We start from the raw sequence: 18711 nt of genomic DNA, 5'->3' as shown, positions 1-18711 counted from the left end.
AACCGTATGGATGGAAAATCGCGCCTGCAGCAGAACATCACAATTTAATGCATGGCCCCATCCTGACGCCTTCATTTGAGTGCCTGAAACCAGGCCGGAATGGTGAGTAACGTATGACAGATTTGACCACGCAAGATCTCGCTCAGCCATCATGGCAAACCCGTGATCACCTTGATGACCCGGTGATCGGCGAGTTGCGTAACCGTTTTGGGCCGGATGCCTTTACCGTTCAGCCCACCCGAACCGGTATTCCGGTAGTGTGGGTAAAGCGTGAACAGATACTGGAAATTATCGAATTCCTGCGTAAATTACCTAAGCCTTACGTCATGCTGTATGACCTGCATGGTGTTGATGAGCGTTTACGTACCCACCGCGCAGGCCTGCCTGCGGCGGATTTTTCCGTTTTCTATCACCTGCTGTCGATTGAACGCAACCGCGACATCATGCTCAAGGTGGCGCTGTCTGAAAATGACATGCACCTGCCCACCATTACCCGTCTGTTCCCGAATGCCAACTGGTATGAGCGTGAAACCTGGGAGATGTTCGGTATTACCTTCGACGGTCACCCACACCTGACGCGCATTATGATGCCGCCAACGTGGGAAGGGCATCCGCTGCGCAAAGATTATCCGGCGCGCGCTACCGAATTCGATCCCTTTACGCTGACGAAGCAGAAAGAAGATTTAGAGATGGAGGCGCTGACCTTCAAGCCTGAAGACTGGGGCATGAAGCGTAGCACCACCAACGAAGATTTCATGTTCCTGAACCTCGGGCCTAACCATCCGTCGGCGCACGGTGCGTTCCGCATCATTCTGCAACTGGATGGCGAAGAGATTGTCGACTGTGTGCCTGACATCGGTTATCACCATCGTGGTGCCGAGAAGATGGGCGAGCGTCAGTCCTGGCACAGCTACATTCCTTATACCGACCGTATCGAATACCTCGGTGGCTGCGTCAACGAGATGCCTTACGTTCTGGCGGTAGAAAAGCTGGCAGGGATCGTAGTGCCCGATCGCGTTAACGTGATCCGCGTGATGCTCTCTGAGCTGTTCCGCATTAACAGCCATCTGCTTTATATCTCTACCTTCATTCAGGACGTCGGCGCCATGACGCCGGTGTTCTTTGCCTTTACCGATCGTCAGAAAATTTACGACGTGGTCGAAGCTATTACCGGTTTCCGTATGCACCCGGCCTGGTTCCGTATCGGTGGCGTGGCGCACGATCTGCCGCGTGGCTGGGAACGTCTGCTGCGTGACTTCCTGGACTGGATGCCGAAGCGCCTGAAAGAGTACGACAAGGCTGCACTGCGTAACTCGGTGCTGATTGGCCGTTCTAAAGGCGTCGCGGCTTACAACATGGAAGAGGCGCTGGCGTGGGGAACCACCGGTGCCGGTCTGCGCGCTACCGGTCTGGACTTTGATGTGCGCAAATGGCGTCCATATTCAGGCTACGAAAACTTCGACTTTGAAATCCCGGTCGGATCGGGCGTCAGTGATGCCTACAGCCGTGTGCAGCTGAAGATGGAAGAGATGTGGCAGTCGCTGCGTATTCTTGAGCAGTGCCTCAACAATATGCCAGAAGGGCCGTTCAAAGCGGACCATCCGCTGACCACGCCGCCGCCTAAAGAGCGTACGCTACAGCACATCGAAACCCTGATTACGCACTTCCTGCAGGTTTCATGGGGGCCCATCATGCCCGCCAATGAATCCTTCCAGATGATTGAGGCGACCAAGGGGATCAACAGCTACTACCTGACCAGCGACGGCAGCACGATGAGCTACCGCACCCGCGTGCGTACGCCAAGCTTCCCGCATCTGCAGCAGATTCCTTCAGTAATCCGCGGCAGTCTGGTATCCGACCTGATCGTATACCTGGGTAGTATCGATTTTGTTATGTCAGACGTGGACCGCTAATTATGCACGATCAACACATTGCCATTAAAACGATCGACCCTAACGAGGTCTTCGTGCTGAGCGCGGAAGAACATCACGCCATTGAGCACGAAAAACACCACTACGAAGATGCGCGTGCAGCCTCAATCGAGGCGCTGAAGATCGTGCAGAAGCAGCGCGGCTGGGTGCCGGATGGTGCCATCAACGCGATTGCCGAGGTGCTGGGTATTCCGGCGAGTGACGTGGAAGGCGTGGCGACGTTTTATAGCCAGATCTTCCGTCAGCCAGTCGGCCGTCATGTGATTCGCTATTGTGACAGCGTGGTCTGTCATATCACGGGTTATCAGGGCATTCAGGCGGCGCTGGAGCAGCAGCTCAATATTAAACCGGGCCAGACCACGGCCGATGGCCGCTTTACGCTGCTGCCAACCTGCTGTCTGGGCAACTGTGACAAGGGGCCAACGATGATGGTGGATGAAGATACTCATGTACATCTGACGCCGGAAGGCATCCCGACTTTGCTGGAGCAGTATCAATGACAATCAAAACGATCATTCGTACTGCTGAAACCCATCCGCTGACCTGGCGGATGCGTGACGACAAACAACCTGTCTGGTTTGACGAATACCGCAGCAAGAACGGCTATGCCGGTGCGGATAAAGCGCTGAAAACCATGTCGCAGGATGAGATCGTCGCAGCAGTTAAAGACTCCGGCCTGAAAGGGCGCGGCGGTGCAGGCTTCTCTACCGGACTGAAGTGGAGCCTGATGCCGAAAGATGAGTCGATGAACATCCGTTACCTGCTGTGTAACGCGGATGAGATGGAGCCGGGCACCTATAAAGACCGTCTGCTGATGGAGCAGATGCCGCACCAGCTGGTGGAAGGCATGCTGATCAGCGCCTTTGCCCTGAAAGCGTATCGCGGCTACATCTTCCTGCGCGGCGAATATATCGAAGCCGCGGTGCATCTGCGTCGCGCTATTGCTGAAGCGACCGAAGCGGGTTATCTCGGTAAAAATATTCTCGGTACCGGTTTTGACTTTGAGCTGATTGTCCACACCGGCGCAGGCCGTTATATCTGCGGCGAAGAGACGGCGCTGATTAACTCGCTGGAAGGCCGTCGTGCAAACCCGCGTTCCAAACCGCCGTTCCCGGCGAGTGCGGGCGCATGGGGTAAACCGACCTGCGTGAACAACGTTGAAACCCTCTCCAACGTCCCGGCGATCCTGGCGAATGGCGTGGAGTGGTACAAAGGTATCTCGAAAAGTGAAGATGCCGGCACCAAAATGATGGGCTTCTCCGGACGGGTGAAAAACCCTGGCGTCTGGGAGCTGCCGTTTGGTATCACCGCGCGTGAGATCCTGGAAGATTATGCTGGTGGCATGCGCGACGGGCTGAAGTTTAAAGCCTGGCAGCCTGGCGGTGCCGGTACAGACTTCCTGACCGATCAGCATCTGGATCTGCCGATGGAGTTCGCCAGCATCGGTAAAGCCGGCAGCCGTCTGGGCACCGCACTGGCGATGGCGGTGGACCACGAAATCAACATGGTTTCGCTGGTGCGCAACCTGGAAGAGTTCTTTGCGCGTGAATCATGCGGCTGGTGTACACCGTGTCGTGACGGTCTGCCGTGGAGCGTAAAAATTCTGCGTGCGCTGGAGCAGAAGCAGGGGCAACCGGGCGATATCGAAACCCTGCTGCAGCTCTGCCGTCAGCTTGGCCCGGGCAAAACCTTCTGTGCGCATGCGCCGGGTGCGGTTGAGCCGCTGCAGAGCGCCATAAAATATTTCCGTGAAGAGTTTGAAGCCGGCATGGCACCGCAGGTGTTTGGCAATACCCGCGCGATTGGCGGTATTCAGCCTAACCTGCTTAAAGCACGCTGGTAATCTGCCGCAGAGCACGGAACAGGCCTGGTGCCGCCGCCCCGACAATGTCGTGTGTCGGGGCAAGAATATGATTAACGCTCGTCTCTGACGAGCCTTACGGAAGCATGTCACTATGGCTACAATTCATGTAGACGGTAAAGAGTATGATGTGAACGGAGCGGACAACCTGCTACAGGCATGTCTCTCTCTGGGCCTTGATATTCCTTACTTTTGCTGGCATCCGGCGCTGGGAAGCGTTGGGGCCTGCCGCCAGTGTGCGGTAAAGCAATTCCAGAATGCCGAAGATACCCGCGGCCGTCTCGTCATGTCCTGCATGACGCCGGCCTCTGACGGCACATTCATCTCCATCGATGATGGCGAAGCGAAAGAGTTCCGCGAAAGCGTGGTGGAGTGGCTGATGACCAACCACCCGCACGATTGTCCGGTGTGCGAAGAGGGCGGTAACTGTCACCTGCAGGATATGACAGTCATGACCGGCCACAGTTTCCGCCGCTATCGTTTCACCAAACGTACCCATCGTAATCAGGATCTCGGTCCGTTTATCTCCCATGAGATGAACCGCTGTATCGCCTGCTATCGCTGCGTGCGTTACTACAAAGATTATGCCGATGGCAAAGATCTGGGTGTCTACGGTGCGCACGACAACGTCTACTTCGGCCGCCCGGAAGATGGCACGCTGGAGAGCGAATTCTCCGGCAACCTGGTTGAGATCTGCCCGACCGGCGTTTTCACCGACAAGACCCACTCTGAACGCTATAACCGTAAATGGGACATGCAGTTTGCGCCGAGCATCTGCCAGCAGTGCAGTGTCGGCTGTAACACCAGTCCGGGTGAGCGCTATGGCGAGCTGCGCCGTATCGAGAACCGCTACAACGGTAGCGTCAACCACTACTTCCTGTGCGACCGTGGCCGCTTCGGCTATGGCTATGTGAACCGTAAAGATCGTCCGCGTCAGCCGATGCTGCTGCGTGGTAACGACTGGGTCACGCTGAACGCAGAGCAGGCGGTTAACGCCGGTGCCGATTTGCTGCGTCAGGCGAAAAAAGTGATAGGCATTGGCTCGCCACGCGCCAGCATCGAAAGCAACTTCGCGCTGCGTGAGCTGGTGGGTGCAGAAAACTTCTCTACCGGGATGCCCGCTGATGAGCAGGCTCGGCTGGAACTGATGCTGAAAGTGCTGCGTGAAGGCGGGATCTATACGCCATCGCTGCGCGAAATCGAAAGCTACGATGCGGTGCTGGTGCTGGGTGAAGACCTGACGCAGGTCGGCGCCCGCGTTGCCCTCTCGGTGCGTCAGGCGGTGAAAGGCAAAGCCCGCGAGATGGCGGCGGCGCAGAAGGTTGCCGACTGGCAGATCGCCGCGATCCTGAACATCGGTCAGAACGCGAAGCATCCGCTGTTTGTCACGCATGTCGATGAAACCCGTCTGGATGATATTGCCGCGTGGAGCTATCGCGCGCCGGTTGAAGATCAGGCGCGTCTCGGCTTTGCGATCGCCAGCGCGCTGGATGAATCCGCGCCTGCGGTTGCCGATTTCGACAGCGCGCTCAGCGGAAAAATGGACGTTATCGTTCAGGCGCTGGCTGGCGCGAAAAAACCGTTAATCATCTCCGGCACCCACGCGGGCAGCACCGCGATTATTGAAGCTGCGGCGAACGTAGCCAGAGCCCTGAAAGCACGTGGCGCGGATGTCGGCATTACCCTGCTGGCGGATCACGCCAACAGCATGGGCCTAGGCATGATTGGCGGTAATCCGCTGGAGCATGCGCTGGCGCAGTTGAGCAACGGTGAAGCCGATGCGCTGGTGGTGCTGGAAAACGATCTCTATCGCCATGCTCCGAAAGCGCAGGTGGACGCCGCACTGGCCCAGACCACTAACGTTATCGTGGTTGATCATCAGCGCACGGCGACGCTGGAGAAAGCCGGTCTGGTGTTATCGACCGCCAGCTTCGCGGAGAGTGATGGCACCTCGATTAACCATGAAGGCCGCGCTCAGCGTTTCTTCCAGGTTTACGATCCGGCGTACTACGACAACAGTGTAGTGATGCTGGAAAGCTGGCGCTGGCTGCATTCGTTGCACAGCACCCTGGAAAGCCGTCAGGTGGACTGGACTCAGCTCGATCACGTGATTGATGCCGTGGTGGCACGTCTGCCGCAGCTGGCCGGGATTAAAGAGGCGGCACCGGATGCCAGCTTCCGTATTCGCGGACAGAAGCTGTCGCGTTCGCCTATCCGTAACAGCGGACGCACGGCGGTACGCGCCAATATCAGCGTGCATGAACCCCGTCAGCCGCAGGATCAGGACACCATGTTCGCCTTCTCTATGGAAGGGAACAACCAGCCTTCAGCACCGCGTTCGCAGATTCCTTTCGCCTGGGCGCCAGGCTGGAACTCACCGCAGGCGTGGAACAAGTTCCAGGCCGAAGTGGGCGGCAAACTGCGTCATGGCGATCCGGGCGTACGCCTGTTTGACGCTGGCAGCGCTCAGTTGCCATGGTTCACTACCGTACCAAAGGCCTTCAGCCGTGATGCGCAGTGGCGCGTGGCCCCGCTTCATCGCCTGTTCGGCAGTGAAGAGATGTCACAGCGTTCACCGGTGTTCCAGCAGCGTATGGCCGAGCCTGCGCTGGTGATTAACCCGGAAGATGCAGCGAAACTGGGCCTGAACCAGGGCGCGGCGGCAGAGTTTAGCTGTGCCGGTGAAACTGTGCGTCTGCCGGTCCGTTTCTCGGCGTCACTGCAGGCGGGACAGATTGGCCTGCCGCTGGGCATGCCGGGCGTTCCGCCATTCCTGGCGAACAGTAAAATCGACACTCTGCAGGAGGCGGCGCAATGAGCTGGTTAACACCGGACGTTATCGACATTCTGCTGGCCATTGTGAAAGCTATCGTGATTCTGCTGGTAGTTGTGGCCTGCGGCGCGTTCATGAGCTTTGCCGAGCGTCGTCTGCTCGGCCTGTTCCAGAACCGTTATGGGCCAAACCGCGTCGGCTGGGGCGGGTCGCTGCAGCTGGTCGCGGACATGATCAAAATGTTCTTTAAAGAGGACTGGGTCCCGCCGTTTACCGATCGCTTTATCTTTACCCTGGCACCGGTTATCGCCTTTGTTTCGCTGCTGCTGGCCTTTGCTATCGTGCCGGTTTCGCCGACCTGGATGGTGACAGATCTGAACATCGGTCTGCTCTTCTTCCTGATGATGGCGGGTCTGGCCGTATATGCCGTGCTGTTTGCTGGCTGGTCGAGTAACAACAAATACTCGCTGCTGGGTGCCATGCGCGCCTCGGCGCAGACCCTGAGCTATGAAGTGTTCCTGGGTCTGTCACTGATGGGGGTGGTGGCGCAGGCGGGCTCGTTCAATATGAACGATATCGTCAACAGCCAGACGCACCTGTGGAACATCATCCCGCAGTTCTTTGGTTTTGTGACTTTCTGTATTGCGGGCGTCGCGGTGTGTCACCGTCACCCGTTTGACCAGCCGGAAGCAGAACAGGAGCTGGCAGATGGTTATCACATCGAATATGCCGGTATGAAATTCGGTCTGTTCTTTGTCGGCGAATATGTGGCGATTACCACCGTTTCAGCGCTGATCGTTACGCTGTTCTTCGGTGGCTGGCACGGACCTTTCCTGCCGCCGTTCATCTGGTTCGCCCTGAAAACGGCGTTCTTTATGATGATGTTCATCCTGATCCGTGCTGCGCTTCCGCGCCCGCGTTACGACCAGGTGCTGTCATTCGGCTGGAAAGTGTGTCTGCCGTTGACGCTGCTGAACCTGCTGGCTACGGCCGCAGTGATTCTCTATACAGCGTCGTAAGGGGTTAACAAATGACTTTGAAAGATATTGTCACAGGCTTTGGCACGACAGTTCGCAGTATCTGGCTGATCGGCCTGCACGCCTTTGCCAAACGTGAAACTCAGATGTACCCGGAAGAGCCGGTTTATCTGCCGCCACGCTACCGTGGTCGCATCGTATTGACCCGCGATCCGGATGGTGCAGAGCGTTGCGTCGCCTGTAACCTTTGCGCGGTGGCCTGCCCGGTTGGCTGTATTTCACTGCAGAAAGCAGAAACCAAAGATGGCCGCTGGTATCCCGAGTTCTTCCGCATCAACTTCTCACGCTGCATCTTCTGCGGTATGTGTGAAGAGGCCTGTCCGACCACGGCGATTCAGCTGACTCCCGATTTCGAACTGGGCGAGTTCAAGCGTCAGGATCTGGTTTATGAGAAAGACGACCTGCTGATTTCGGGACCGGGTAAATATCCGGAGTACAACTTCTACCGCATGGCGGGTATGGCAATTGACGGTAAAGATAAGGGCGACGCGGAAAATGAAGCGAAGCCTGTCGACGTCAAAGGCTTATTACCTTAAGGAGCAAGGCATGGAATTTGCGTTTTATCTTTGCGGACTGGTGGCGGTGCTGACGACGTTGCGCGTCATTACCCACACTAATCCGGTACATGCGTTGCTGTACCTGATCGTGTCGCTGTTATCGATCGCGGGCGTTTTCTTCTCAATGGGCGCCTACTTCGCCGGTGCGCTGGAGATCATCGTTTACGCCGGGGCCATCATGGTATTGTTCGTCTTCGTGGTTATGATGCTGAACCTGGGCAAACAGACCGAGAAGCAGGAGCGTGAGTGGCTCAGCCCGTCACTGTGGATTGGTCCGGGTCTGGTTTCGCTGCTGCTGCTGGTGGTGATGGTCTATGCCATTCTGACGGCTAACGATCAGGGCATCGATGGCACCGTTATCGACGCGAAAGCGGTGGGTATCAGCCTGTTTGGTCCTTATGTCCTGGCGGTTGAGCTGGCGTCAATGCTGCTGCTGGCGGGTCTGGTCGTGGCGTTCCACATTGGTCGTGAAGAGCGTCAGGGTGAAGTTCTGAGCAACCGTCCTGCTGACGCCGCCCAGGTGAAAAAGGAGAGCGCATGATCCCGTTACAACATGGATTGATTCTTGCCGCCGTGCTGTTTGTCCTTGGACTGACATCGCTGGTGATACGCCGCAATCTGCTGTTTATGCTGATCGGCCTTGAAATCATGATCAACGCCGCCGCGTTAGCTCTGGTGGTTGCCGGAAGCTACTGGGGTCAGGCCGATGGACAGGTGATGTATATCCTGGCGATCAGCCTGGCGGCAGCGGAAGCCAGTATCGGTCTGGCACTGCTGCTTCAGCTCTATCGTCGTCGTCAGACGCTGAACATTGATACTGTGAGCGAGATGCGCGGATGAATCTTCTCTATTTAACTGTCTTGTTTCCGCTAATCGGCTTTCTGCTGTTAGCGTTTTCGCGCGGTCGCTGGTCTGAGAACCTGTCGGCCACGGTGGGTATGGGATCGGTGGGTCTGGCGGCCCTGACCACGGCGATGATCGGTTTCGACTTCTTCGCGAATGGCCAGCAGGCTTACACCCAGTCACTCTGGACCTGGATGCATGTCGGTAACTTTGACATGAAGGTCAATCTGACGCTGGATGGCCTGTCGCTGACTATGCTGTCGGTCGTGACCGGCGTCGGCTTCTTCATTCACATGTTCGCCTCCTGGTATATGCGTGGAGAAGAGGGCTATTCCCGCTTCTTCGCCTATACCAACCTGTTTATCGCCAGTATGGTGGTTCTGGTGCTGGCCGATAACCTGATGCTGATGTATCTGGGCTGGGAAGGGGTAGGGCTCTGCTCCTATCTGCTGATCGGCTTCTACTACAGCAATCCGGAAAATGGCAAAGCAGCGATGAAAGCCTTCATCATCACTCGTGTTGGCGATGTCTTTCTGGCGTTTGGCCTGTTCATTCTCTACAACGAGCTGGGCACGCTGAACTTCCGCGAGATGATGGAACTGGCGCCGGCGCATTTCGCCGCCGACAACCACATGCTGCAATGGGCGACACTGATGCTGCTGGGTGGCGCGGTCGGTAAATCGGCGCAGCTGCCGTTACAGACCTGGCTGGCAGATGCGATGGCCGGTCCGACACCGGTTTCGGCGTTGATCCACGCCGCGACCATGGTGACGGCAGGGGTCTATCTGATCGCCCGCAGCCACGGCCTCTTCCTGCTGACGCCGGAAGTGCTGCATCTGGTGGGGATTATCGGGGCGATTACGCTGGTGCTGGCAGGTTTCGCGGCGCTGGTGCAAACCGATATCAAACGTGTTCTCGCGTACTCCACCATGAGTCAGATTGGCTACATGTTCCTGGCGCTGGGTGTTCAGGCCTGGGACGCGGCGATTTTCCATCTGATGACGCACGCCTTCTTTAAAGCGCTGCTGTTCCTCTCGTCGGGTTCCGTAATTCTGGCCTGCCATCACGAGCAGAACATTTTCAAAATGGGTGGCCTGCGTAAGAGCATTCCGCTGGTTTACATCTGCTTCCTGGTCGGTGGCGCGGCGCTGGCGGCACTGCCGCTGATTACGGCGGGCTTCTACAGTAAAGATGAGATCCTGTTTGGCGCACTGGCTAACGGGCACATCAATCTGATGGTAGCGGGTCTGGTCGGGGCGTTCCTGACCTCGATCTACACCTTCCGCATGATCTTTATCGTGTTCCACGGTGAAGAGAAAATCCACGCGCACGCCGGCAAAGGTATTACGCATCATCTGCCACTGATCGTGCTGCTGCTGCTCTCCACCTTCATTGGTGCGCTGATCACGCCACCGCTGGCGGGCGTTCTGCCAGCCAATGAATTTGGTGAAGCGGGCAAAGTGGGACTGGAAATCACCTCAGGCGTTGTCGCAATCGTCGGCATTCTGATTGCAGCGGCGCTGTGGCTGGGCAAACGTGAGCTGGTTACCCGTATCGCAAACAGCGCACCAGGCCGTTTCTTCGGCACCTGGTGGTTTGCGGCCTGGGGCTTCGACTGGCTCTACGACAAAGTGTTCGTCAAACCTTATCTGGGCATTGCGTGGCTGCTGAAACGCGACCCACTGAATGGCGTGATGAACCTGCCTGCACTGTTGTCACGTGTGGCTAACAAAGGCCTGGTGGTCAGTGAAAATGGCTACCTGCGCTGGTACGTGGCATCAATGAGCGTCGGTGCCGTAGTCGTGCTGGCTCTGCTGCTGGTGATTTAAAGATTGATGAGCGGGGCAGGTTAGTTAATCTGCCCATTGAGAATGTCAAAAATTGTCCTGAGCAAGGGCGTTATCGTCACAGCCAGTTTGGTTACCGCCAGCGCGCAGCAACCGCAGCATACCGAGGTATGTGAGGATTGCGAGCACTGCCGGGAAGCAAAATGGCAAGTAAGATAGCCCGAGCTAAGACAAAGAAAAGGGAAGTGTGCCGTGTTATTACCTTGGCTAATTATCATACCCTTCGTCGGCGGTCTGATCTGCTGGCTCACTGAGCGCCTCGGCGCGAAGGTGCCACGTTGGATCGCGCTGATCACCATGGGGCTGACGTTGGCGCTTTCGCTGCAACTCTGGTTGCAGGGAGGCTATTCACTGACGCAGGCAGCGGGCATTCCGCAGTGGCAGTCAAGTTTCTCCGTTCCCTGGATCCCACGCTTCGGCATCAGCTTCCATTTAGCCATTGATGGGCTGTCGCTGCTGATGGTGGTGCTGACCGGCCTGCTGGGTCTGATGGCGGTGCTTTGTTCCTGGAATGAGATCTCAAAATATCAGGGCTTTTTCCATCTTAACCTGATGTGGATCCTGGGCGGCGTGATCGGTGTGTTCCTCTCCATCGACCTGTTCCTGTTCTTCTTCTTCTGGGAAATGATGCTGGTGCCGATGTACTTCCTCATCGCGCTCTGGGGTCATAAAGCGTCAGACGGTAAAACCCGTATTTCCGCGGCAACCAAATTCTTCATCTATACCCAGGCGTCGGGTCTGGTAATGCTGATTGCGATTCTGGGACTGGTGTTTGTTCACTACAACGCGACTGGCGTCTGGACTTTCAGCTATGAGCAGCTGCTGCAGACTCCGATGTCAAGTGGCGTGGAATACCTGCTGATGCTGGGCTTCTTTATCGCTTTCGCCGTGAAGATGCCGGTGGTGCCTTTACACGGCTGGCTGCCGGATGCGCACAGTCAGGCACCGACCGCGGGCTCCGTCGACCTGGCCGGTATTCTGCTGAAAACCGCTGCTTATGGTTTACTGCGCTTCAGTCTGCCGCTGTTCCCGAATGCCTCCGCCGAGTTTGCACCGATCGCCAACTGGTTAGGCATCATCGGTATCTTCTACGGTGCCTGGATGGCCTTCTCGCAGACCGATATCAAACGCCTGATTGCCTACACCTCGATTTCGCACATGGGCTTTGTGCTGATTGCTATCTATACCGGCAGCCAGCTGGCGCTGCAGGGCGCGGTAATCCAGATGATTGCGCACGGTCTCTCCGCCGCCGCACTCTTCATCCTGTGTGGCCAGCTCTATGAGCGTCTGCATACCCGTGATATGCGTCAGATGGGTGGCCTCTGGTCGCGCATCAAATGGATCCCGGGCCTGTCGCTGTTCTTCGCGGTCGCTAACCTCGGTATGCCGGGCACCGGTAACTTCGTCGGCGAATTTATGATCCTGACGGGCAGTTTCCAGGTGGTACCGACGATTATCGTCATCGCGACCTTTGGTCTGGTGTTCGCCTCTGTTTACTCGCTGGTAATGATGCAGCGCGCTTACTACGGCGAAGCGAAATCGAAAGACCCGCTGCCAGGTATGTCCCCGCGTGAGTTTATGACCATCGGTGTTCTGGTGGTGCTGCTGGTGCTGCTGGGCGTCTATCCACAGCCAATCCTGGATACTTCGCACGCTGCCATGAGCAATATTCAGCAGTGGTTTACCGCTTCAATTTCAACTACAAGGCCGTAATTCGCCATGACAATAACTCCTCAACAATTGATTGCGTTGCTGCCGCTGTTAATCGTCGGATTGACGGTGGTGGTTGTGATGCTGTCCATTGCCTGGCGACGCAACCACTTCGTTAACGCCACGCTAACGGTGGTTGGCCTGAACCTGGCGCTGCTGTCGCTCTACTTTGTCGGGCAGGTCGGCGCGATGGATGTGACGCCGCTGCTGCGTATTGACGGCTACGCGATGTTCTATACCGCGCTGGTGATGCTGGCCAGCCTGGCGACCTGTACTTTTGCCTATCCGTGGCTGGCAGGCTTCCCGGACAACAAAGATGAGTTCTATCTGCTGGTGCTGATTGCGGCACTGGGCGGCATCGTGCTGGCCAGTGCTAATCATCTGGCCTCGCTGTTCATCGGGATTGAACTGCTGTCACTGCCACTGTTTGGTCTGATTGGCTACGCGTTCCGCCAGAAACGTTCGCTGGAAGCGGCGCTGAAATATACCATTCTGTCTGCGGCGGCCTCTTCATTCCTGCTGTTTGGCATTGCGCTGATCTACGCAGACTCGGGCAACCTGAGCTTCGTGGCGCTGGGCAAGAGTCTGACTGACAGCATGATCCACGAACCGCTGCTGCTGGTGGGGCTGGGCATGATGATCATCGGTCTGGGCTTTAAGCTTTCACTGGTGCCATTCCACCTCTGGACGCCGGATGTCTATCAGGGTGCGCCTGCGCCGGTCTCTACCTTCCTGGCCACCGCCAGTAAGATTGCGATCTTCGGTGTCATCATGCGCCTGTTCATGTATGCGCCGGTAACCGACAGCGAAGCCGTTCGTACCGTGCTGGCAGTGATCGCCTTTGTCTCGATTCTGTTCGGTAACCTGATGGCGATTTCGCAGAGCAACATCAAGCGCCTGCTGGGTTACTCCTCAATCGCGCACCTCGGCTATCTGCTGGTGGCGCTGATCGCGGTGAAAGATCATCAGCTGTCGCTGGAAACGTCAGGCGTCTATCTGGCGGGCTATCTCTTCAGCAGCCTGGGCGCCTTTGGCGTGGTGAGCCTGATGTCCAGCCCGTATCGTGGGCCGGATGCCGACTCGCTCTATTCCTATCGTGGTCTGTTCTGGCATCGTCCGATCCTGTCTGCGGTCATGACCGTGATGATGCTGTCGCTGGCGGGTATCCCGATGACGCTGGGCTTTATCGGGAAATTCTATGTGATTGCGTCAGGCGTCAGCGCCCACCTCTGGTGGCTGACCGGTGCCGTGGTAGCAGGCAGTGCGATTGGTCTGTACTACTACCTGCGCGTGACCGTAAGCCTTTACCTCAGCCCGCCGGAACTGCATACCCGCGATACCCCGGCGAACTGGGCGTTTACAGCCGGTGGTGTGGTGGTACTGATCTCCGCCATTCTGGTGCTGCTGTTAGGGGTTTACCCGCAGCCGCTCATCAGGCTGGTGCAGCTGGCGCAGCCACTGATGTAAACCGCATTTTGCGACGAATCAATCAGGCCTCCGGGCCTGATTTTTTTTTGCCTTAAGTTTGGCGAACCGGCAGATGCGGGCCGGGTCGCGCTGATGTAATGTATCCCTTTCATTACACAGGGAGAGACGATGAATATTGACTGGCACGACAGACATCACAGTGAACTCACGCAGCATGAGCTCTATGCACTGCTGGCGTTGCGCAGCGCTGTGTTTGTAGTTGAGCAGCAGTGCGCATATCTGGATGTGGATGGCAACGATCTACGGGCGGAAAACCGGCATCTGCTGGGCATGGCAGAGGGGCAGCTGGTGGCCTATGCACGTCTTCTCTCCCCGGACGATGCGAACAGTCCGGTGAAGATCGGACGGGTCATCGTGTCAGGGCAGGTGCGGGGCGCGCGGCTGGGTAACAGGCTGATGGAGCAGGCCATCGGCCGCTGCCAGCAGCACTGGCCGGGGCGCGATATTTTTCTTTCCGCGCAGGCCCATCTGGAAAGTTTTTATCAGCAACACGGATTCATCGCGCAGGGGGAGGCATACCTGGAGGATGGTATCCCGCACGTCGATATGCGGAAAAGCACACCATAAAAAAGGCGAGGCTGGTGCCTCGCCTTTTTTTATTAACCCACCGTCATCTGGCGGTCATCGACATATTTACGCTGATCCGGCGCAGGCGGGAAGTACTGATAGAGCCAGGTTTCGCTCAGCGTTTCATCCTTGCTACGCAGGAACAGACGCATCTCCACTGGCTGAGTGGAATCGCTGTTCGGATACCAGTCAAACAGGATGCGGTAGCCTTTCAGCGGATCAACATACAGGATCTCAACCTGCTTCACGGTTCCGGATGAGACAGTGATCACCGGCTCAATGCCTTTCGGTGCTGCGGCCTGCAAATCACCACCAATAAAGTCGATAGCGAAGCGACGGCACCAGGTTTCCGGGAAGTGTTCGCCCGGCGCCCAGCCTTCCGGGAAGCCACCGATACCGGTACGAGTGGCGTCAACGCGCGCCAGACCGCTGCGCACTGGCGGCAGTCCACTCCAGTAGAGTTTATAGGCGAAGCTCAACTCGCTGCCCGCTTTAACCGGCTCAGAAGGCTGCCAGAAGCAGACGATGTTATCCAGGGTTTCACCGGTGGTCGGGATCTCCATGAGATTAACTGCGCCTTTGCCCCACTTGCCGACCGGCTCCACCCACAGGCTGGGCCGTTTGTCATACCAGCCGATGACATCCTGATAATCTTTGAAGTCGTGGTTGAGCTGCAGCAGACCAAAGCCACGCGGATTCTCATCTTCGTAGGCGTTAAACTGCAGGCGCTGCGGGTTGTTCAGTGGACGGGCAATCCATTCGCCTTTCCCGGTCCACATGGCCAGGCGGTCGGAGTCGTGGATCTGCGGATGATAGGTGTTGCACATTCGGCGCTCGTTGGTGCCACAGCTGAACATACTGGTCATCGGCGAGATACCAATCTGACGAATCTCTTTACGGGCGAACAGGTGGTTTTCCACCTCCATCACCACGCGCTTCTCTTCGCAGTGGATAATGAACTTGTAGGCGCCGGTGAGGCTGGCACCATCCAGCAGGGCGTAACAGGTAAAGGTGGTGTCCTCTGCTTTTGGCGTTTCAAACCAGAAGGCGGTGAAATCCGGGAACTCTTCCTGGCCATTGCTGAAGGTGTTAATAGCAACGCCCCGTGCGGAAAGGCCATACTGGAATGTTTCGTCAACCGCACGGAAGTAGCTGGCACCCAGGAAGGAAACAATGTCACGACGGGCCAGTTCCGGCTTTTTGAACGCACGGAAGCCAGCAAAGCCGAGGTCAGTTTTACCCTCCAGCTGCTTCGTGTCGACGTGGGCATTGTTGTAGTTAAACAGCTCCGGGCGGAAGTGAATTTCACGCGCCTCACGGCTCTCGCCATCAACAGAAAACATGCGGATGCGCCGCTTAAAGCCCATACCCACATGGAAGAACTGCACATCCAGCTGACGATCGGGCAGATTGTTCCACAGCGAGTGATTCGCATCATACTGAATTTCGTTGTACGCCTGCGGCGTCAGCGTGGCCAGCGTCTCTGGCAGTGCGCCAGGTGCGCCGCCCCAGGGTTTTTTCGCCAGTGCTGCCGCGTTTTTTTTCAGTACGTCGAAATCGAAGCGCACGGCGTTCCCGTCTGCAATGCCATCTTCTGCCCATGCGGATTGCGCAAACAGCGTGGAGAGGCCGGTCATGCCACTGACGGCAGAGAAGGCCATTGACGCTTTCATAAACATTCTTCGATTCATGCCAGAGATCATTCCTTAGCTGTTCGAGGGTGTCGTGACTGTCGTGCAAAATGCACTTTTATGGCCCGGTAATTACAGGCAACAGAGGGGTACGACAGCAGGGTTACTGGAAAATTCAGTCACGTTAAAATTTATCAGATTAATCAAAGAAGCGAAGCGAAATTCAGGGCCTGCCGCTGCGTCTTACACTTCTTTGCGCTGCGAAGCGACAGCCCGCCGGAATCGTCCATTTTTAGCAGATGAAAAATCAGGGGATTCCTGGCGCAGGAAATCGGCAGTTCGCCAGATTGTGACTATAGTTAATGAACTGCTTTGCAATTCACACGGAGGAAACGATGGTAAATCAGACAAATCAATTCGAAACGGGCCTCGATGACGATATTGCGTTACTGACCGAAACGCTGGAAGAAGTGCTCAAATCATCAGGCGATCCGGCCGACCAGAAGTACATTGAGCTTAAAAGCAAAGCCGAACAGGCCCTGAACGACGTGAAATCCCGCGTCAGCCAGGCATCCGACAGCTACTACTATCGCGCAAAACAGGCCGCATACCGTGCTGACGACTATGTGCACGAAAAGCCGTGGCAGGGCGTCGGTATCGGCGCAACGGCTGGCCTGGTTCTGGGGCTGCTGCTGGCAAGTCGCTAATCGTGATGGCCAGACATCCTTAACATGAATAAACGGCGGGCAAATCCCGCCGTTTTTGATTCTCCTCCCTGCGCCTCTATCCCCCCTTATACGCAACGTGCTGCCCTGCATTTTACGGTCACATTCGCTGACGCGGCTGATTGTGTTTCGCGGCCGGACTTCCTACAGTTAAACAAACGTAAAAGGAGAAACGACGTGATCAGAGTAGAGATGCTGTCAACCGGGGATGAGGTGCTGCATGGCCAAATCGTCGATACCAACGCGGCCTGGCTGGCGGACGTGCTGTTTCAGCAGGGGTTACCTATGACCAGCCGCACTACGGTGGGCGATTCCCTCGAATCGCTGATTGCCACGCTTCAGGCGCGCAGCCACGAGGCCGATGTGCTGATTGTGAATGGCGGACTTGGGCCAACCAGTGACGATCTCAGCGCGCTGGCCGCTGCCAGAGCCTGTGGCGTTGAGCTGGAGATGCAGCACGAATGGCTGGCGCAGATGGAAGCCTGGTTCGCCAGCCGGGGACGCGTCATGGCGGCCAGCAATCGCAAGCAGGCTGAAATCCCGGCGAATGCTGAACTGATCGATAATCCTGTCGGCACCGCCTGCGGTTTCGCACTGCAACTTAATCGCTGCTGGATGTTCTTTACGCCTGGCGTACCGTCAGAATTTAAAGTGATGGTGGAGCAGCAAATCATCCCACGGCTGAAAGCGAAATTTTCACCGCCTGAGCCTCCGATCTGTCTGCGGCTGACGACCTTTGGTCGCGGCGAAAGCGACATCGCGGCAGAGCTGGAGCCGCTGCCGTTGCCGGAAGGGGTGGTAATGGGCTATCGCTCCTCCATGCCGATCATTGAGATCAAACTCACGGGACCGGCAAGCCAGCAGGTAGCGATGGAGCAGGTGTGGCAGCAGGTACGTCTGCAACTGGCAGAGTGCACGATTTTTGAAGGGACGGAAGGTTTACCGGCGTTGCTGGCCCGTGAACTTGCGCAACGCGGTGAGCAACTGGCGGTCAGCGAGCAATACACCGCCGGACTGCTCTGCTGGCAACTGGCGTCTGCCAGCGTGCCGCTGCGTGGTGGGGATATTTTACCGCCGCAGCCGGAGACGCTGGCGCAGCAGGTCGCCCGCACCCGCCATCTTGCGACGCAGCAGCAGTCGGCACTGGCGCTCTCCGTCGGCACTCTGGATCAGGAGGCAATATCCATCGCACTTCACACGCCGGACGGCAGCACAGGGCAGCGTGTGAAATTCAGCACCGGTCGCCATAATCTGGAGACGCGGCAGAAGGTGGTGGCGATGATGGCGATGAACCTGTTGCGTCGCTGGCTGCACGGCAGCGAGGTAAGTACGGGGCACGGCTGGATTGATGTGGTTGAAACCATCAGACAGTGATATCAGAGAAAATAAAACGGGCGCCTGAGGCGCCCGTTTGGTTTCTGACTCTGTTTCCTGAGTTGACGCCATCTTAATGCAGAGCCAGAACGGTCCGGCCACTCTTATAACTCAAGCTCAATCTCGCCTTTTGCTTTGCAGCAGCAGGGCAGAATCTCATCCTGCTGCACAAAAGCCAGTGGCTGCTGCGGATAATGCACTTCGCCTTTCAGCAGACGCATCCGGCAGGAGCCGCAGTAACCTTCACGACACTGGAACTCCACGCAGAGATTATTCGCTTCCAGCAGCGTCAGCAGATTGGTGTGCTCGTCTGTGCATTCCAGCCGGGTGCCGGAACTGCGCAGAATAACAACATCGCGGCTCATGA

The 18711-nt window shown here is 56.9% G+C and carries 16 protein-coding genes; 14 read left to right on the top strand and 2 right to left on the bottom strand.

Annotated features, from left to right (window positions below; translation table 11 throughout):
• Positions 1 to 113 precede the first annotated feature (113 nt).
• The 12 genes from nuoC to ACLHDD_RS09570 all read left to right on the top strand — a co-directional run bounded on the left by nuoC (position 114) and on the right by ACLHDD_RS09570 (position 14614).
• Positions 114 to 1913 carry an NADH-quinone oxidoreductase subunit C/D gene (gene nuoC / locus ACLHDD_RS09625; RefSeq protein WP_427103937.1) on the top strand — a complete coding sequence of 600 codons (1800 nt, stop codon included), beginning with the start codon at positions 114 to 116 and terminating at the stop codon, positions 1911 to 1913.
• A 2-nt stretch (positions 1914 to 1915) separates the two neighbouring features.
• Positions 1916 to 2431 carry an NADH-quinone oxidoreductase subunit NuoE gene (nuoE, locus tag ACLHDD_RS09620; protein ID WP_111140112.1) on the top strand — a complete coding sequence of 172 codons (516 nt, stop codon included), beginning with the start codon at positions 1916 to 1918 and terminating at the stop codon, positions 2429 to 2431.
• A 2-nt stretch (positions 2432 to 2433) separates the two neighbouring features.
• Positions 2434 to 3774 carry an NADH-quinone oxidoreductase subunit NuoF gene (nuoF, locus tag ACLHDD_RS09615; protein ID WP_208721853.1) on the top strand — a complete coding sequence of 447 codons (1341 nt, stop codon included), beginning with the start codon at positions 2434 to 2436 and terminating at the stop codon, positions 3772 to 3774.
• A 112-nt stretch (positions 3775 to 3886) separates the two neighbouring features.
• A complete protein-coding gene (gene nuoG / locus ACLHDD_RS09610; RefSeq protein WP_427103936.1) occupies positions 3887 to 6610 on the top strand; it encodes an NADH-quinone oxidoreductase subunit NuoG in 2724 nt (907 codons plus the stop codon).
• Positions 6607 to 7584: an NADH-quinone oxidoreductase subunit NuoH gene (nuoH, locus tag ACLHDD_RS09605; RefSeq protein WP_009089020.1), complete on the top strand. Its 978-nt coding sequence runs from the start codon at positions 6607 to 6609 to the stop codon at positions 7582 to 7584. Before nuoG ends, nuoH begins: the two co-directional genes overlap by 4 nt.
• An 11-nt stretch (positions 7585 to 7595) precedes the next feature.
• Positions 7596 to 8138: an NADH-quinone oxidoreductase subunit NuoI gene (gene nuoI / locus ACLHDD_RS09600; protein ID WP_313653907.1), complete on the top strand. Its 543-nt coding sequence runs from the start codon at positions 7596 to 7598 to the stop codon at positions 8136 to 8138.
• Between the two features lie 10 nt (positions 8139 to 8148).
• On the top strand, positions 8149 to 8700 hold the full coding sequence (nuoJ, locus tag ACLHDD_RS09595; protein WP_128084685.1) for an NADH-quinone oxidoreductase subunit J: 552 nt from the start codon (positions 8149 to 8151) through the stop codon (positions 8698 to 8700).
• Positions 8697 to 8999, top strand: a complete 303-nt coding sequence (gene nuoK / locus ACLHDD_RS09590; RefSeq protein WP_003854236.1) for an NADH-quinone oxidoreductase subunit NuoK — start codon at positions 8697 to 8699, stop codon at positions 8997 to 8999. Before nuoJ ends, nuoK begins: the two co-directional genes overlap by 4 nt.
• A complete protein-coding gene (gene nuoL, locus ACLHDD_RS09585) occupies positions 8996 to 10831 on the top strand; it encodes an NADH-quinone oxidoreductase subunit L (protein WP_427103935.1) in 1836 nt (611 codons plus the stop codon). The genes nuoK and nuoL overlap by 4 nt, the downstream gene beginning before the upstream one ends.
• A gap of 210 nt (positions 10832 to 11041) precedes the next feature.
• Complete coding sequence (gene nuoM / locus ACLHDD_RS09580) at positions 11042 to 12562, top strand: NADH-quinone oxidoreductase subunit M (RefSeq protein ID WP_128084683.1); 1521 nt, start codon at positions 11042 to 11044, stop codon at positions 12560 to 12562.
• A gap of 6 nt (positions 12563 to 12568) precedes the next feature.
• Positions 12569 to 14026 (top strand): NADH-quinone oxidoreductase subunit NuoN, encoded by a 1458-nt coding sequence (nuoN, locus tag ACLHDD_RS09575; RefSeq protein WP_313653910.1) that lies wholly within the window; start codon positions 12569 to 12571, stop codon positions 14024 to 14026.
• A 129-nt stretch (positions 14027 to 14155) separates the two neighbouring features.
• Positions 14156 to 14614, top strand: a complete 459-nt coding sequence (locus tag ACLHDD_RS09570; RefSeq protein WP_427103934.1) for a GNAT family N-acetyltransferase — start codon at positions 14156 to 14158, stop codon at positions 14612 to 14614.
• A 32-nt stretch (positions 14615 to 14646) separates the two neighbouring features.
• Here ACLHDD_RS09570 and ACLHDD_RS09565 read toward each other — a convergent pair whose 3' ends face one another.
• Positions 14647 to 16305 carry a glucan biosynthesis protein D gene (locus ACLHDD_RS09565; protein WP_427103933.1) on the bottom strand — a complete coding sequence of 553 codons (1659 nt, stop codon included), beginning with the start codon at positions 16303 to 16305 and terminating at the stop codon, positions 14647 to 14649.
• A 335-nt stretch (positions 16306 to 16640) separates the two neighbouring features.
• Between ACLHDD_RS09565 and elaB the strand changes: the two genes are divergently transcribed.
• Both elaB and ACLHDD_RS09555 read left to right on the top strand, forming a co-directional pair.
• On the top strand, positions 16641 to 16952 hold the full coding sequence (gene elaB / locus ACLHDD_RS09560; protein WP_111140114.1) for a stress response protein ElaB: 312 nt from the start codon (positions 16641 to 16643) through the stop codon (positions 16950 to 16952).
• A 195-nt stretch (positions 16953 to 17147) separates the two neighbouring features.
• On the top strand, positions 17148 to 18344 hold the full coding sequence (locus ACLHDD_RS09555; protein WP_427103932.1) for a nicotinamide mononucleotide deamidase-related protein YfaY: 1197 nt from the start codon (positions 17148 to 17150) through the stop codon (positions 18342 to 18344).
• Positions 18345 to 18448: 104 nt separating this feature from the next.
• Here the strand turns inward: ACLHDD_RS09555 and yfaE are convergent, their stop codons facing one another.
• Complete coding sequence (gene yfaE, locus ACLHDD_RS09550) at positions 18449 to 18709, bottom strand: class I ribonucleotide reductase maintenance protein YfaE (RefSeq protein ID WP_128084679.1); 261 nt, start codon at positions 18707 to 18709, stop codon at positions 18449 to 18451.
• Positions 18710 to 18711: the final 2 nt, after the last annotated feature.

This window comes from Pantoea sp. NSTU24 (assembly GCF_050157905.1).
Taxonomy (GTDB): domain Bacteria; phylum Pseudomonadota; class Gammaproteobacteria; order Enterobacterales; family Enterobacteriaceae; genus Pantoea.
This window is presented reverse-complemented; position numbering and strand designations above follow the sequence as displayed.

Bases quoted from the DNA above. Each gene is read 5' to 3' on its own strand.
- ACLHDD_RS09570 (WP_427103934.1), top strand. From the start codon at position 14,156: ATGAATATTGACTGGCACGACAGACATCACAGTGAACTCACGCAGCAT.
- nuoK (WP_003854236.1), top strand. From the start codon at position 8,697: ATGATCCCGTTACAACATGGATTGATTCTTGCCGCCGTGCTGTTTGTC.
- nuoE (WP_111140112.1), top strand. From the start codon at position 1,916: ATGCACGATCAACACATTGCCATTAAAACGATCGACCCTAACGAGGTC.
- nuoI (WP_313653907.1), top strand. From the start codon at position 7,596: ATGACTTTGAAAGATATTGTCACAGGCTTTGGCACGACAGTTCGCAGT.
- nuoH (WP_009089020.1), top strand. From the start codon at position 6,607: ATGAGCTGGTTAACACCGGACGTTATCGACATTCTGCTGGCCATTGTG.
- ACLHDD_RS09565 (WP_427103933.1), bottom strand. From the start codon at position 16,305: ATGAATCGAAGAATGTTTATGAAAGCGTCAATGGCCTTCTCTGCCGTC.
- nuoL (WP_427103935.1), top strand. From the start codon at position 8,996: ATGAATCTTCTCTATTTAACTGTCTTGTTTCCGCTAATCGGCTTTCTG.
- nuoJ (WP_128084685.1), top strand. From the start codon at position 8,149: ATGGAATTTGCGTTTTATCTTTGCGGACTGGTGGCGGTGCTGACGACG.
- nuoN (WP_313653910.1), top strand. From the start codon at position 12,569: ATGACAATAACTCCTCAACAATTGATTGCGTTGCTGCCGCTGTTAATC.
- nuoC (WP_427103937.1), top strand. From the start codon at position 114: ATGACAGATTTGACCACGCAAGATCTCGCTCAGCCATCATGGCAAACC.
- yfaE (WP_128084679.1), bottom strand. From the start codon at position 18,709: ATGAGCCGCGATGTTGTTATTCTGCGCAGTTCCGGCACCCGGCTGGAA.
- nuoG (WP_427103936.1), top strand. From the start codon at position 3,887: ATGGCTACAATTCATGTAGACGGTAAAGAGTATGATGTGAACGGAGCG.
- elaB (WP_111140114.1), top strand. From the start codon at position 16,641: ATGGTAAATCAGACAAATCAATTCGAAACGGGCCTCGATGACGATATT.